This is a genomic window from Nocardia sp. NPDC004654 (assembly GCF_040609595.1).
Classification (GTDB): Bacteria; Actinomycetota; Actinomycetes; order Mycobacteriales; family Mycobacteriaceae; genus Nocardia.
Genome location: NZ_JBEXKI010000003.1, coordinates 301545 through 316009, shown reverse-complemented (window position 1 = coordinate 316009; position 14465 = coordinate 301545). Strand labels below are relative to the sequence as shown.

At 69.9% G+C, this 14465-nt stretch carries 12 protein-coding genes; 5 read left to right on the top strand and 7 right to left on the bottom strand.

Features of this window, described 5'->3' with window-relative positions; all coding sequences use genetic code 11:
- Window position 1: 1 nt before the first annotated feature.
- Together ABZV58_RS11680 and ABZV58_RS11675 are read right to left on the bottom strand one after the other, a co-directional pair.
- On the bottom strand, window positions 2–337 hold the full coding sequence (locus ABZV58_RS11680) for a metal-sensitive transcriptional regulator (RefSeq protein WP_067785038.1): 336 nt from the start codon (window positions 335–337) through the stop codon (window positions 2–4).
- Between the two features lie 72 nt (window positions 338–409).
- Entirely contained in the window at window positions 410–1351 is a 942-nt protein-coding gene (locus ABZV58_RS11675) for a DMT family transporter (RefSeq protein ID WP_355000107.1), read from the bottom strand.
- Between the two features lie 118 nt (window positions 1352–1469).
- Between ABZV58_RS11675 and ABZV58_RS11670 the strand changes: the two genes are divergently transcribed.
- Both ABZV58_RS11670 and ABZV58_RS11665 read left to right on the top strand, forming a co-directional pair.
- Window positions 1470–2279, top strand: a complete 810-nt coding sequence (locus ABZV58_RS11670; RefSeq protein ID WP_355000106.1) for an S-methyl-5'-thioadenosine phosphorylase — start codon at window positions 1470–1472, stop codon at window positions 2277–2279.
- A gap of 73 nt (window positions 2280–2352) precedes the next feature.
- Entirely contained in the window at window positions 2353–3384 is a 1032-nt protein-coding gene (locus tag ABZV58_RS11665; protein WP_355000105.1) for an NAD-dependent epimerase/dehydratase family protein, read from the top strand.
- Between the two features lie 206 nt (window positions 3385–3590).
- Here the strand turns inward: ABZV58_RS11665 and ABZV58_RS11660 are convergent, their stop codons facing one another.
- Entirely contained in the window at window positions 3591–4433 is an 843-nt protein-coding gene (locus ABZV58_RS11660) for an NAD(P)H-binding protein (RefSeq protein ID WP_355000104.1), read from the bottom strand.
- A 122-nt stretch (window positions 4434–4555) separates the two neighbouring features.
- Here ABZV58_RS11660 and ABZV58_RS11655 point away from each other — a divergent pair, with 122 nt between their 5' ends.
- Window positions 4556–5158 (top strand): NAD(P)H-dependent oxidoreductase, encoded by a 603-nt coding sequence (locus ABZV58_RS11655; RefSeq protein ID WP_355000103.1) that lies wholly within the window; start codon window positions 4556–4558, stop codon window positions 5156–5158.
- A 10-nt stretch (window positions 5159–5168) separates the two neighbouring features.
- Here ABZV58_RS11655 and eccE read toward each other — a convergent pair whose 3' ends face one another.
- Window positions 5169–6812, bottom strand: a complete 1644-nt coding sequence (gene eccE, locus ABZV58_RS11650; RefSeq protein ID WP_355000102.1) for a type VII secretion protein EccE — start codon at window positions 6810–6812, stop codon at window positions 5169–5171.
- A 113-nt stretch (window positions 6813–6925) separates the two neighbouring features.
- On the opposite strand from eccE, the gene eccB reads away from it, so the two are divergent.
- Window positions 6926–8407, top strand: coding sequence for a type VII secretion protein EccB (gene eccB, locus ABZV58_RS11645; RefSeq protein ID WP_355000101.1), 1482 nt, complete (start codon window positions 6926–6928; stop codon window positions 8405–8407).
- Between the two features lie 12 nt (window positions 8408–8419).
- Here the strand turns inward: eccB and ABZV58_RS11640 are convergent, their stop codons facing one another.
- A complete protein-coding gene (locus ABZV58_RS11640; RefSeq protein ID WP_355000100.1) occupies window positions 8420–9199 on the bottom strand; it encodes an ion channel in 780 nt (259 codons plus the stop codon).
- A gap of 349 nt (window positions 9200–9548) precedes the next feature.
- Between ABZV58_RS11640 and ABZV58_RS11635 the strand changes: the two genes are divergently transcribed.
- A complete protein-coding gene (locus tag ABZV58_RS11635; RefSeq protein WP_355000099.1) occupies window positions 9549–11204 on the top strand; it encodes an enoyl-CoA hydratase-related protein in 1656 nt (551 codons plus the stop codon).
- 37 nt (window positions 11205–11241) lie between these two features.
- Here the strand turns inward: ABZV58_RS11635 and mycP are convergent, their stop codons facing one another.
- On the bottom strand, window positions 11242–12651 hold the full coding sequence (gene mycP / locus ABZV58_RS11630; RefSeq protein ID WP_355000098.1) for a type VII secretion-associated serine protease mycosin: 1410 nt from the start codon (window positions 12649–12651) through the stop codon (window positions 11242–11244).
- Window positions 12648–14114 (bottom strand): type VII secretion integral membrane protein EccD, encoded by a 1467-nt coding sequence (gene eccD / locus ABZV58_RS11625; RefSeq protein ID WP_355000097.1) that lies wholly within the window; start codon window positions 14112–14114, stop codon window positions 12648–12650. The genes mycP and eccD overlap by 4 nt, the downstream gene beginning before the upstream one ends.
- Between the last annotated feature and the right edge of the window lie 351 nt (window positions 14115–14465).

Below are 14465 nucleotides of genomic sequence, written 5' to 3'. Positions count from 1 at the left end.
ATCAGGAGCGCACCAGCCGCGCGATCGCGTCGGTGGCTTCTTTGATCTTGGCGTCGGCTTCGGGGCCGCCCGCCACCGCGGCGTCCACCACGCAGTGGCTGATGTGGTCTTCCAACAGCCCCATCGCCACCGCCTGCAGCGCCTTCGTCATCGCGGAGACCTGGGTGAGGATGTCGATGCAGTACTTCTCCTCTTCGACCATCCGCTGCAACCCGCGCGCCTGACCCTCGATGCGGCGCAGGCGCTTGAGGTAGTCGTCCTTGGCGGTGATGTAGCCGTGCGCCGAGTGGTCGTGGCCCGGCTGGTCCTTGGTGGTGCTCGCGTCCGGGGTGGTCACCGCTGTCTCCTTGCTGCCTGCCGGAAGGTCGGATGCAATACCCCCCTAGGGTACATCCGTACCGGCGTGTTGTCAGGTCCGCGCGCGGCTGGGCGCGGGTTCCTCGCGCCGCGCCGCTCGCTGATCGGCACCGTACCTGGCCAGCGCGATTCCGCCTATTACGAGCAGCGCGCCGAGCGCCTGGATCGGCGCGACCGCCTCGCCGATCAGCAGCCAGGACAGCGCGACGGCGAACAGCACCTCGCTCAGCAGGATCAGCGACATCAGCGTCGCACCGATGCGCGCCGCGCCCGCCACGCCGCAGAGGTAGGCCACCACGGTGCTGATCAGGATGAGCAGGGCGAGGGCCAGCCAGACGGGCAGGTGGCGCTCGGCCATGCTCGCGGTGGCGCCGCCGAAGTGGATCGGCAGCACGGTCAGCGCGCCGAGCGCCCAGCTGGTCAGCGCGGCCACGGTCAATCCGGTGCCGAGTAGGACGACCGGACGCAGGTTGTCCGACGTGCGTGCGGAGAGCAGGAAGAACGCCGCGTTGCACAGCATGGACAGCGCCGCCCAGCCCAAGCCGGGCAGGCTCAGCCCGCCCGCGCCGAAGACGTCGATCACCAGCGCGGCGCCGACGAGCGCGACGGCCGCGCCGAGCAGGGTGGCGTCCGACGGCCGTCGTCCGCGCACCGCCCAGTCCCAGCCGATGACCACGATCGGCGCCAGGAACTGGATCATCAGTGAGACCCCGACCTGTAGGTACTCCAGCGACAGGAAGAACGTCGCCTGCACGCCCGCCAGCGCGATCACGCCGTACGCGCCGACGGTGCGCAGATGGCGCACGCTGCCGCGCAGTCCGTCGGGTTCGGCGAGCGCGGCGATCACGAGCATGATCGCCGCCGCGCCGGTCAACCGCACGGCGAGCACCGCGCCGGGCGACCAGTCCGCGGCGAGCACGGATTTCGCGAGCGGTCCGGAACTGGCGAACGCCAGGCCGCTCGCCACGGTCAACCACACGCCCCAGCGCGACACGAACACCTCCAGCTGGACCGATGAATCGTCCTATCATTGCCCATGCGGCCGAGTGGCCTCCGTCACGCAGGCGGTACCGGTTGCGCGGGAAGCGTGGACGGACGGAAGAATCGGCCCCATGAGTTCGCTTCCCCGGCCCGCCCTCGCCGTCATCGGCGGCAGCGGTTTCTACGACTTCTTCGACAACGACGCCACCCAGGTCGAGATCGACACCCCGTACGGCAAGCCGAGCGCGCCGATCGCGGTGGGCGAGGTCGAGGGACGGCCGGTGGCGTTCGTGCCCCGGCACGGCAAGCAGCACGAATACGCGCCGCACACGCTGCCCTACCAGGCCAACATGTGGGCGCTGCGCTCGCTGGGCGTGCGGCGGATCCTGGCGCCGTGCGCGGTGGGCAGCCTGCGCGCCGACTGGGGTCCCGGCACCGTAGCGGTACCGGACCAGCTGGTGGACCGGACCTCCGGTCGCGCGCAAACCTTCTTCGACGGCGGTGGCGTGCACGTCTCGTTCGCCGACCCGTACTGCGAGGAACTGCGCGGCGCCGTGGTGAAGTCCGAGGTCGAGGCGCTGCCGCTGAAGGCGGGCGGCACCATGGTCGTGGTGCAGGGACCGCGTTTCTCCACCCGCGCCGAGAGCCGCTGGTTCGCCGGGCAGGGCTGGGATCTGGTGAACATGACCGGTCATCCGGAGGCCGTGCTCGCCCGCGAGCTGGAGATGTGCTATGCGGCAGTCGCTTTGGTGACCGACCTGGACGCGGGCCTGGAGGAGGGCGACGGCGTGCACGCCATCGACGTCTTCGCCGAGTTCAAGCGCAACCTCGCTCCCTTCAAAGACCTCATCCGCGCCTCGGTGGCGGCGGTCGACGGAACCGACACCTGCGATCGGTGCCGTGTCCATACCGGCGTGGCGTTGCCTTTCGAACTACCGTAAACCGTATGCGACGGTGCGACGTTCGTGCCGCCATCGGTCCGGTGTCGGCCGTGGGCGGCGGGGTGTGGCTGCGATGAAGGTACTGCTCACCGGGGCCGCCGGATTCCTCGGATCGCACGTGCGCGGCGCGCTCACGGCCGCCGGGCACGAGGTGATCGCGCTCGACCTGATGCTCGCCGACGTGCACGGGCCCGACGCCGAGCCGCCCGAGGGCGTCGCCGAGGTGGACGTCCGCGACGCCGACGCGCTCGCGCCGCTGTTGAGCGGCGTCGAGGTCGTCTGTCACCTCGCGGCCGTCACCGCGCCGAGCACGGAATCGGAATCCGGCATCGCCGCGTTCGCCGCGCACAACGACCATGGCACCGCCGTCCTGCTCGCGGCCATGAGTCAGGCCGGAGTTCGTCGCCTGGTGCTCGCCTCGTCCATCACCGTGTACGGCGAGGGTCGCTATCGCAGCGTGCGCGGCGGACCGTTCTTCCCCGGCCATCGCTCGCGCGCCGATCTCGACCGCGGCATGTTCGACCACCGCGCGCCGCGCACCGGCGAGGTGCTGACCTGGGAGCCGGTCGGTGAGGAGGCGCCGCTGCGGCCGCGCGGCTTCTACGCCGCGAGCAAGGCGGCACAGGAGCAGTACGCGCTGGCCTGGGCGCTGAGCACCGGGGCGTCGGTGACCGCGCTGCGCTATCACAACATCTACGGCGACGGCGCCCGATCGGGTATGGCCCCTCGGTTCCGCGAGGAACTGCTCGCGGGCCAAGCGCCACGGGTGTTCGAGGACGGCGGCCAAGTGCGGGATTTCGTACACGTCCGCGACGCCGCCGCCGCGACCCGCGCCGCGGTGGAGCGTCAGCTGCCCGGCTTCGTTCCGCTCAATATCGCCTCCGGTCATCCGATCACGCTGTGGGAGGTGGCCTCCATCATGGCCAAGGCGCGCGGGGGGCCGTCGCCGATCGTGACCGGCCAGTACCGGATCGGCGACGTGCGCCATTTCGTCGCCGACCCCGAATGTGCCCGGCGCGCACTGGATTTCACCGCACGCATCGTTCCGACCGACGGGCTGGCCGAATTCGCCAGGGGTGCAGCGGAGGTCGCGACCGCGGGCTGAATCTGCTGCCCGGCGACGCACCAGCGAGGTCGCTCCGACGCTCGCCGCGCTCTTGTCCGGCCCGACTTCGCAGGGTCGGGGGCCGAGATCTCAGCCCGCAGGTTGGTGCGTGCGAGGCGTGCTGGCCCACTCGCTAGGGAGTGCGGCCGAGGTCGCTACGGCGGTCGACGGTCGCGGGCTGATGCTTGGCCGGCGTGGGGAACAGGTCAGGCGGACTCGGTCCGGAACGCGTCGGCATGCGCTTGCGCCCATTGACGGAAGGTGCGCGGTTCGCGGCCGGTCACCTCGCGCACGGTCGAGTGGACCTCGGATTCGTCCAGGGTGCCGTCGATGAAGAAGCTCGTGAAAGCCTCGGCGTAGGCGCGGGGCATGGTCGCCGCGAGTTCGGCGCGGGTCTCGTCGTCGGTGAGTTCGCGACACACGAGCGGCCGGTCGAGGACCTCGGCGAGTATTTCGACCTGCTCTGCGGGCAGCAGCGCCGCAGGACCGGTGAGATCGAGAATCCGGCCGTCGAGATCGCCGCCGGTCAGCGCGCGCGCCGCCACCGCGGCGATATCGGCGGGGTCGACGGCCGCGACCCGCACCCCCGAGAACTGGGCGCGCACCATGTCACCCGCGGCCAGCTGCGGCAGCCAGCGCAGCGCGTTGGACATGAACGAGCGCGGCCGCAGGAAGGTCCACGCCAGACCGGATTCGCGCACGGTCTGTTCGGAGAGCGCCATGTACCTGGAGACAGCGTTGCCGAGATCCGCCAGCGCCGCCGACCCACCCGAGAGCAGCACCACGCGCGCCAGCCCGGCCTTGCCCGCCAGCGCGAGCAACTCGTCGAGGTGCTCGTAGCCCGGCATCAGGTACATGCCCTGCGCGCCGTCCAGCGCCTCGGCCAGGGTCTCGGGCCGGTTCAGATCGCCGGTGACCGCCTCGACGCCGTCCGGCAGCGACGCGCGCGCCGGATCGCGCACCACTGCGCGCACCCGCTGCCCGTCTTCGGCGAGCGCGCGCACGAGTTCCGCGCCGATGTTCCCGGTCGCTCCGGTCACCACGTACATACCGTCTCCTTCGCCTCGCCGCTCGAAACATCGTGCCCACAAACAGCTTTCGGTGCTGGCCCATTCAATGTACGTGGCATCGGAGCGGCGCACCCGGACCACGGCGTACCACCGCTGCGGCCATGCGCGAGCTGCCGACGGCCCGCGTCCATTACGCTCGCCCGGTGGACACCCCGGTACGGCTCGAGGTCATCGTGGCAAGTGTGCGCCCGGAGCGGTTCGCTCCGGTGGTCGCCGACTGGTTCCTGCGCGTCGTCCGGGCCAGACCCGAATTCGACACGGGCGTCATCGATCTCATCGATACACCGCTGCCGACGGATCTCACCGAGACCCCGGAGGCCCAGGCCTATCGGGACCGGCTGGCGGCCGCGGACGCGTTCGTCGCGATCACCTCCGAGTACAACCACGGCTACCCGGCGTCGCTCAAGACCGCGTTCGACACCGCCAAGCGCGAGTGGCGCGGCAAGCCTATCGGTTTCGTCTCCTACGGCGGACTCTCCGGCGGCCTGCGCGCGGTGGAACAGCTCCGGCAGGTTGTCGCCGAGATCCACATGGTCTCGATCCGCGAGACCGTCAGCATCCACCAAGCCAAGCGGCAGTTCGACGCCACGGGCACGCCGACCGACGGAGCGGCCATCGACGCGAGCGAACGCCTGCTCCGCCAATTGCACTGGTGGGCGCGGCATTTGCGGGCCGCGCGGGCGGCCGATCCCTACCCCGGCTGACGCCCGGTCGTCACTGGGCGGCGACGGGCCGTCGTCCGCGCGGATGTCCGATGTAGGTGGCCTCGCGCGGGATCGACACCAGGGTCAGATCCACCTGCGCGGTTCCGGTACGAAGTACCACGTGGTTGCCGATCGCGCCGGGCTGGTGGATGGACAGGTCCGGCCTGGTCGCGGGCCAGCCCATCGGGTCACCGGTCACGTAGATCGTCGTGACACCGGCGTGCGGCGCGGGCGCGAGCACCCCGTCCACCACGGTCGCGGTGAAACCCGCGTCGGACTGGTGGGTTTCGACGGCGATGGTCAGGCGCTCCGGGTTGCCGATGGTCTGCACCAGGTTCTCCCAGGCGTGCGCGCGGTCGGTGCGGATCAGGATGCGCTCGCCGACGGCCAGTGCGCGGAACACCAACTGCTGCGCCAAGTAGAGCTCGCCCGCCAGGTAGACCGTCGAGATGCCGGTGCCGATGATGCGAACGGCCACACCCTGATTGTTCTCGTCCGAACCGATGAGCTGACCGCAGCCGGACGATGGCAGGTGCAGGGCGCCGATCACATCGATCGGGTACTCGGTCATCGGCACGGTGTCGTCGAGACCGGGCACGGCGAGCGGCAGGTGCGCGAGCAGGCTGTCGCGGTGGCGTCCGTTCATCGACACCATGCCCGTGAGCTTGCCGCGCTCGGGCAGTTCGCGCGCGGTCAGGCGCCATGCCGCGCCGATGCTCACCGATTCGGCGGAGCTGCCGGGGCGCAGCCGCACGGTGACGGTGGTGCCGCGCGAGGGCGCGACCCACAGCTGCGCGAGCAGGTCCGAGCCGAGCTGCTTCGGGTCGACCGCACTGCCGATATTGACGGCGTTGCCGATCTCGGCGTAGCGCCAGCGATGGGTCAGGGTGCGCGGATCGAAGCCCGCGGTGATTTGCAGGACGGCCTTGCGGATCTCGGGCGCGGTCAGGATGCGGGCGCTGCAGTCGGCGTCCTCGAGCGCGCGCATGATGCGTTGCGTCGCAATGGTTACCGCGCGCGAGGCGCCCTCGCTGCCGCCGCCGCGCCGCGCCGCGGCGTCCGGGCAGGCGATGGCGTCGAAGCTGATCGCCAGCCACACGGCGCGGTGCGCGGTGGCGGGCAGCGGGCCGAGCAGCGTCTCGTAGATCTTGCCCGCCGGTGTGCCCGCGCGGCTGCGGTGCCCATGGCTGATGATGTCGATGCCGCTGAGCAGGATGTCGTGCTGGTTGAGGCAGGCGGCGAGTTCGGGAAGCGGCAGCAGGTGCGAGGCGTGCACGGTGCTGCTGGAGATGCGAGTCAGTCCGCCCTTGGGCGGCAGCACCTCGACGACCGTCACCACCCGGGTGCCGTCCCAGTACAGACCGAGCGAGCGGTCGTCGGGGCCGCGGAAGTCGACGGTGTCGCCGATCTCGTAGTCGCGCTGGGTGATGTAGCGCCACCAGGTCGCGATCCAGTCCAGCACGGTGCGTCTGGCGATCGGGATCAGCGGAAGCAGACCGACCGCGACGGCGACGGCGAGCGCCGGCCACCCGCCGAGACCGGCCACCAACGAGATCACTCCGGCGATCATGCCGATCACCTGTGCGATCAACAGATTCGGCAGCGAGATGCGACCAAGCAGCGGACGTGGTCCCGCCCCTGTGGCTTCGGCCATCAGCGTCCCCCAAGATACCCGGTATCGACCGTTTCCTACCGGCCGAGCTGAACAAGAGTCCCAGGGAACTGTACTGTGTTCCGCGAACGTGAGCACTGTTCGGGGGAGGAACCATGCCTTCAAAACCCACCACGCGCTGGCAGGTGAGCGGTTACCGCTTCCTGGTACGCCGGATGGAGCACGCGCTCGTGCGCCGGGACGTGCGCATGCTGCACGATCCGATGCGCTCGCAATCCCGCGCCTACGCGGCGGGTTTGGTCCTGGCCATCGTGGTGCTCGCAGGCTGCGGCATCCTCGCGCTGCTCCGCCCGCAGGACAAGATCGGCAACAACGTGCTGCTGATCGGCAAGGAGTCCGGCGGCGTCTACGTGCAGATCGACGGCGTCGTGCATCCTGCGTTGAATCTGGCCTCGGCACGGCTGGCGTCTGGCGAGTCGGGCAAGGCCACGATCGTCAAGGAGTCCGAGCTCGGCAAGAAGCCGCGCGGCCAGCTGATCGGAATCCCCGGCGCGCCAGCCGCTTTGCGCTACGACAAGGACGGCAAGGGTCGGGCATGGACGGTCTGCGACGTGATGAAGGTCGACGGCTCCAAGGATTTCACCACCACCGTGCTCGCTGGTGACCTGGAACTGGGCGACAAGGCTTCGGTGATGCCCGCCGACCGCGCGCTGCTCGTGAAGGTGAAAGAGCAGGCGTATCTGGTCTACAACAAGACGCGCGCCCGCGTGGACATGAACGACCGCAGGGTGACCGACGCGCTCGGCATCACCGGCGCGACGCCGCGGCCGGTCAGCGAGGGGTTGCTCAACGCCATTCCCGAAGTGCCGCAAATCGTTCCGCCGAAGATCAACGATCCCGGCGCGCGCGTGAGCTATCAGGTCGGCGACCGACGGGTCGGTGACGTGGTGCAGGTGTCCTCGGATCCCGACCAGAATTACGTGGTGCTGCACGAAGGTCTGCAGGCGATCTCGGAAGTGACGGCGGAAATCATCCGCGCCACATACCGATCGACCCCGGGTGCGTCCTGGATCGACCCGACCGACAAGACGAGCGCGAACATCGCCACCGCGCTGGCGGTCGACACCTATCCGACGATTGTGCCCACGATCGTCGATATCAAGGACCGGCCGATCAGCTGCTTGTCCTGGAAGCCGAACCCGGCCGCGAAGGACGGCGGTATGCAGGCCGATCTTTCGGTGGTCACCGGTGTCGCGTTGCCGATGCCCGACAAGGCCAAGGCGGTGCCGCTGGCTCAGGCCGACGGCTCGGGGCCGAACGCGGACTCGGTGTACGTGCCGCCGGGCACCGGCGCGTTCGTGCAGACGACCGGCATCGAACCCGACAGCAGGCGTAAGGATTCCCTCTTCTACGTCGCCGACACGGGTGTGCGTTTCGGCATCAAGAACGCCGACGCGCAGAAGGCGCTCGGTCTGGACGCCGAGGCCGGTGTGAAACCCGAGCCCGCGCCGTGGCCGATCGTGGGTCTGCTCGCGAACGGGCCCACGCTCGGGCGCGAAGAGGCGATGGTCGCGCACGACGGTGTCGCGCCCGATCCGTCACCGGCTTCGAAGCCCGTTGGTAATACCCAGAAGTAGACGCGAGGTGGGTCAGCGCCGTTCGGCTTCGCGCGGCGCGGTGTCCTCGTGCGGCGCGGTGCCTTCGCGCAGTACGGCGACTTCGCTTCGGAGCGCGCGCACTTCGTCGAGCAGGACCGAGATCTCCCGATCGGTGCGCTCGGCGCTGACCTCTACCGCCTTCAACTGATCGATCACCCAGCTCGTCGTGGTGCCGATCGCGAAACTGATCAGCCCGATGCCGAAGGTCATCAGGACCAGGGAGATCAAACGACCCTCGGTGGTCACCGGATAGACGTCGCCGTAGCCGACGGTGGTCACCGAGACCGCCGACCACCACAGCGCGTCACCGAAATCGGTGATCTTGCTGTCGGGCGCGCCGTACTCGGCGTCGAAGAAGGCCAGGCTGCACAGCAGCAGGATCAGCGCCGAGCTGGCGCCGACGAACACCGAGAGCCGGGCCCGCGTGACAGTGGTGCGGTTCAGCGTGTCCAACAGCAGCAGCGCCGCCCGCAACAGCCGCAGCGGCCGGAACGGCGGCAGCACCACGATCAGTAGCTCCAGTGGATGCCGCCGCACGAACCGCCACCGATCGGTAGACAGCCACAGCCGCACCGCGAAGTCCGCGGCGAACAGCGTCCAGATCAGGATGTCGACGCCGGTCAGCCAGGAATCCAGCCGCGGCGAAGCCCCGGTGTCGAGCACGTGCCACGCGTACACGCCGAGGAACGTCACCGCCAACGCCATCATCGGCACGTTGGTCGCGCGCTCCCACGCCTGCCTGCGGGTCACGATCGAGGTCTGGTCGGTCATCGGGGTACTACCTGCTGCTCTGCGGTGTGGGGCGGTGAATCGCCCGTCGATTGCGGCTGAGGCTACAGGTCGACCGAGCTCGGGTGGCACGGCTATAGAGCACACGTCGAGCCGAAGTACGCCCGGACCGCGGCGGCCGCGAACTACACTTGGTCGCCTGATGGTGCTTGCGCCAGGTCGCCGCTAGCCAGGTTGTCGCAGGTCAGGCGGATAAAGGGCGTGAGCGCAGCGTTGCCGCCGCACTGGCGCTGCCCGCGGGACCCGGCCCGGCCCGGCCGGAGCGAAGGGCGCGCCCGAACCGCTCTCGCCAGCCGAAGGGCCGACCAGGATGCGCCGACAGATTCTGTTGATGTGCAGCGCCGAGAACGGATTGACGGTGCGCGCTGCCCTCGCGCTGCGACGGTGCGGATATCTCGTGCACACCGCGGTCGTGGAGACGGAATCCGACATGGATCGCGCCGCGGCCTCCGGCGTCGACATGATCGTCTGCACCTACCTGACCCGACGCATCCCGCGCCGGATCTGCCACGGCGCCGTCCCGGTGGTGATCGTCCATCCTGGCCCCATCGGCGACCGGGGGCCGTCGTCGCTGGACTGGGCCATTACCGATCGCGAGCCCTACTGGGGTGTCACCGTGCTCTCCGCCGTCGAGGATCTGGACGCGGGCCCGGTGTGGGCTTGGCGCACCTTCCCGTTCGACGCGCGCCGCCGCAAGAGCACGCTCTACGGCACCGTCGTCGCCGACGCCGCGATCGAGTGCGTCCTCGCGGCCGTGAGCCGCGCGCTCGACACCGATTTCGTTCCGTTCGATCAGGCGGAGGTGCCGCGAGCGATTCCGCACGCGCGAAGCCGTTCGGCCATGCGTCAGGCCGACCGCGCATTCGACTGGTCCGACGACGCCGAGACGATCGCGCACCGAGTTCGTGCCGCGGACGGCGCACCCGGCGTGCTGTCCGTTCTCGCGGACCGCTCCGTCTACCTCTACGACGCCCAGCCGGGGCGGTGCGGCCCGATAGCCGCCGAGCCGGGCACGTTGGTCGGACGCCGCCACCACGCGATCGAAATCGCCTGCGGCTCGGGCACTATCTGGGTCGGGCACCTGCGCGCCGCGGGCGAGGCCGAGTCGAGGTGCAAGGGGCCCGCACTCGGCGTGCTCACCCGAACCGGAATCCGGGCCGCGACCATACCGGCCACGATGGATCCGGCGTGCCCCGGCGACATCCACTACCGCGCCGACGGCCCTGTCGGTGTCATCACCATCGACCCGTACAACGGCGCGCTCACCACCGGGCAGTGCCACCGCCTGGCCGCCGCGATCGAGTTCGCCGCCACTCAGGACACCAAGGTCCTGGTACTTCGCGGCGGCGCGGGACCGTTCTTCTCGACCGGGATACACCTCGGCGCCATCGAATTCGCCGCCGACCCCGCCGCGGAGGGCTGGGCGAACATCCGCGCGATGAACTCCGTCTGCCGTGCGCTACTGCTGTGCGCGGACCAACTCACCATCGCGGCGATCACCGGCGACGCCGGCGCGGGCGGCGTGATGCTCGCCCTCGCGGCCGACATCGTCGTCGCGCGGGAAAGCGCCACGGTGAACGCGCATTACAAGTCGCTCGGCCTGAGCGGCTCGGAATTCCACACCCTCACCCTCCCTCGGCGCGTCGGGCCCGCCGTCGCCGAGCGACTGCTGAACGACGCACAACCCATCGACACCGCCACCGCGCTGAGCCTGGGTCTGCTGAACGAAATCGGCCCTATCGGACGCGGTTTCGACGACTGGCTCGACGACCTCGCTCGTTCTTACACCGAACCGACGGCGTGGACGCGAATCATGGCGGCGAAACGAACCCGCCTCGTGGACGACGGCGAGTGCGCGCTGATCGATGCCCACGAGCACCAGGAACTGGCCCGTATGCGCACCGACCTCTACGGCGCGGACTTCGACACGCGACGACGGGCCTTCCTCGCCAAGCGAATTCGTACCGCCCCGACCGCATCGCGCTGACCGCCTCGGGCATTCGCGCGCCCGAGGCGGTCGGCGGTCACATGTCGTCCGAGGTGACGCCGAAGCGGCGGCGGATCGGGAACGACGCGAGGTAGCCCAGGATCAACGCGGTCGCGATGATGCCGGTGCCGATCAGCGCGACGTCGCGCGCGGTGTTGTCCGGTGGCGGTGGCGGTGCGGGCACGGCGAGCTGCTCGCTGCGCGGCGGTGTCGGTCGCTTCGGCGGCAGTTTGTCGGGCACCGCGTTGGTCAGCGCGGCGATCGGGTCGACCGCGCCGTAGCCGAGGTACTGGTTCCAGCCCTCGGCGGGCGCGTGCGCGGTGGCCTGGATGCGCCGAATGACCTCGCGCGCACTCATTTCCGGGAACCGGGATCGCACCAGCGCGACGACGCCGGAAACCAGCGGCGTGGCGAAGCTGGTACCGCTGATCGGGTTCTGCTGCCCGCGCTGATCGACCGCGCCGATCGCGGTGCCGTCGCCGCGCGGGTTGAGCGAGATCATGTTCTCGCCGGTCGCGGCCACGCTCAGCCACGGGCCGGGCACGGTGAACTTGGACGGCGCGCCGTTCTGGTCGATCGAGCCGACCGAGAGGGCGTAGTCGTCCCAGCGCGCCGGGCTGACGTTGACCGTGACATTGCTCCACGGATCGGACGTCGGGTCGAGCGGGTCGATCACCTTGTTCACCGGTTTGCACTGCTCGGTGTCGTTGTTGCCCGCCGCGGCGACCACCACGACGTTGCTGTCCAGCGCGTACTGCAACGCCGCGCCGATCGCGCCGTCGACGTCGTTGGACGAGCCACACCAGACCTCGGAGATGTTGATGACCGTCGCGCCCATCTCCACCGCGCGCACGATCGCCGACGCCATCGTGGCGAGGGTGCCGTAGCCGTCGGGCAGGTCGTCGGGTCCCTTGTTCCGAGAAGCGCCCTCGCGCTGATACATCTTGCTGGTCTGGCGGATGGCGATGATGCGCGCCTCGGGCGCCACACCGGCGAAGCCTTGGCCCTCGACCTGCGAGGCGGCGATCAGTCCGGCGACGAAAGTGCCGTGCCCGTCGCAGTCTTCGGTGCCGTCACCGCCCGCGGCGACGTAATCGCCGCCCGCCTCCAGGCCGGGCAACCGCGGATGCCGCGCGACTCCGGTGTCGATCACCGCGACGACCTGGCCCTCGCCCTTGGAGAACTGCCAGGCGCGCTCCAGATCGAGCGCGCGCTGCGCCGCGGGGATGGTCGGCCCGTCGCCGCCGGTCACGATGTCGGCGCAGTTCGAGTTGGGCGGGCGTTCGGTCTTCTCCGGCGGCGCGGCGGGATCGCCCGCGGGCCGCAGCGCCGGATTCACCGCGGGCGGCCGATCGGCCTGCGCGACGCCGTGTCCGGAGCCGACGCCGAACGATGCCGAAAGCCCGAGCGTCACCGCGACGGCGGCAACGCGCAAGTGCGCGTTCACAGCCCGCGGACGAGGGAGTAGAGCGAGGCCACCCAGAACACCAGCGGCAGCACCGCGGCGACGAACGCGTACTCCAGCAGCTCCACGCCGCGGCGCATCGGCGGCGTGGCCGACTGGTTCGGGACGATGATGCCCAGGATCAGCGCGGCCACCAGGATCAGCATCGCCGCGCCGAAGACGGCGAGCGGCATGTCCATCGCGAAACCGGCCCCTACCAACATGATCAGCACGATCGACGCGCCACCGGCGATCAGCACGACCGCCTGCTCGGCGCCCGCGTAGGTGCGACTGCGGAACATCAGCACCGCCGCGCAGACCAACGCGAGCGCGATGCCCTGCCAGTAGGCGTCACCGGACTCCGGATCCGTCGCGGCGAGCGCGCCCGCGACGGTGACCAGCGTGGTCGCCGAGACCAGACCGGCGAGGTACATGCGGGCCCGTTCCGACTTCACCCGCAGCGCCTCCATGGTGGGCAGCGCGCGGTGATCGTCGGGGTCGTCCTCGGTCGGGTCGATCGGCGTGCCCGGCGAAGGCACCGGCGGCAGCGGAAGTTTGGCGAGCAGCATCGAAATCCGCGGCGACAGCGAGAGTCCCGCGAGACCCAGCGCCGCGGCCACCGCGCCGATCGCCTTCAGCGGCTGATCGGTGAGCAGCCCGACCAGAGCGGCGGGCACCGCGTACACCGCGAGCGCGGCCGCGCCGATGAACAGCGCCAGACCGACGCCGGTGACGCGCCACGCCAGAATCGCGGTGGCCCCCAGCAACACCGATCCGAGCAGGATGTGGGCCCAGCCGTAATGATCCGGTACATACAGCATTCCGGCCGTGAGCGCGGCGGGCAGCGCGCAGCCGCCCAACACGAGCGCGGTCGCGGTGTCGCCGTACATCCGGCTCAGCACCATGCCCGCGACGACGAGCAGAATGGCCACCGCCAACGCGATCGAACCGCTGACCCACTCCGGTAGCTCCTCCGGCGCGAGCAACAGGCCGAGGCAACCGACGATCATCGTGAGCGCGGCGAGAATCGAGCCGGTGATCCGCGCGGTTTTCGGCGTCCAGCTGCGGTAGTGGTCGGTGTCCGCGATCGCGACGTTGTACATGATGTCGTCGAAAAGCGGTGTCGGCGCGGTGTGCGAGGCGCTCTCCAGCATGAGGAGCTCGCCGTCGCGCACGCCGTGCTCGCCGAGGCTGAGCGAGTTCGAGAACGGCGGGTGGCCGATCCTGGCCAGCACCCACTCGGCGGGCTCGAAGCGCTCGCCTTCGTTGTCGAAATCGTTGGTGCGGCTGTGCTGAGCGACCATGTCGACGACGCTCGGGATCACCAGCGCGACCGGCACGTCGACCGGGATCGCCATGTCCACCTGGGTGTGCTTCGCCAGGATCGTCACCCGAGCCAGATCCGGCGCACGGACGATACCGCGCGAGGAGTCTTCGTCGATGTGGTCAAGTCGCGCGTGCGTCAAACTTCCCCCAACCTGGTGTTCTACCTCGATTTTCCGCTGACCCGTCGCGCTGGGGGGCGAGCTTGCGACCCTGGCGTCGGGGCAGCAGAATGCAGGTCGAACTGTACGACATGTCGGCGGTGGCCTCTACACTGAGCCCGAAGTCGCAGCATGTGAAGAGGGGGAATTCTCGTCCGATGAGCGAACGCAGTGAGCGAATCCTGTGCCAGCGCGCCTCGCGCATGCCGAAGCCGAGCGCTAGCGAGGCGCAGGCATGAGCGAACGCAGTGAGCGAATCCTGTGCCAGCGCGCCTCGCGCATGCCGAAGCCGAGCGCTAGCGAGGCGCAGGCATGAGCGAACGCAGTGAGCGA

Bases quoted from the DNA above. Each gene is read 5' to 3' on its own strand.
- ABZV58_RS11635 (WP_355000099.1), top strand. From the start codon at position 9,549: ATGTGCAGCGCCGAGAACGGATTGACGGTGCGCGCTGCCCTCGCGCTG.
- ABZV58_RS11665 (WP_355000105.1), top strand. From the start codon at position 2,353: ATGAAGGTACTGCTCACCGGGGCCGCCGGATTCCTCGGATCGCACGTG.
- ABZV58_RS11655 (WP_355000103.1), top strand. From the start codon at position 4,556: ATGCGCGAGCTGCCGACGGCCCGCGTCCATTACGCTCGCCCGGTGGAC.
- ABZV58_RS11640 (WP_355000100.1), bottom strand. From the start codon at position 9,199: ATGACCGACCAGACCTCGATCGTGACCCGCAGGCAGGCGTGGGAGCGC.
- ABZV58_RS11660 (WP_355000104.1), bottom strand. From the start codon at position 4,433: ATGTACGTGGTGACCGGAGCGACCGGGAACATCGGCGCGGAACTCGTG.
- eccE (WP_355000102.1), bottom strand. From the start codon at position 6,812: ATGGCCGAAGCCACAGGGGCGGGACCACGTCCGCTGCTTGGTCGCATC.
- eccB (WP_355000101.1), top strand. From the start codon at position 6,926: ATGCCTTCAAAACCCACCACGCGCTGGCAGGTGAGCGGTTACCGCTTC.
- ABZV58_RS11670 (WP_355000106.1), top strand. From the start codon at position 1,470: ATGAGTTCGCTTCCCCGGCCCGCCCTCGCCGTCATCGGCGGCAGCGGT.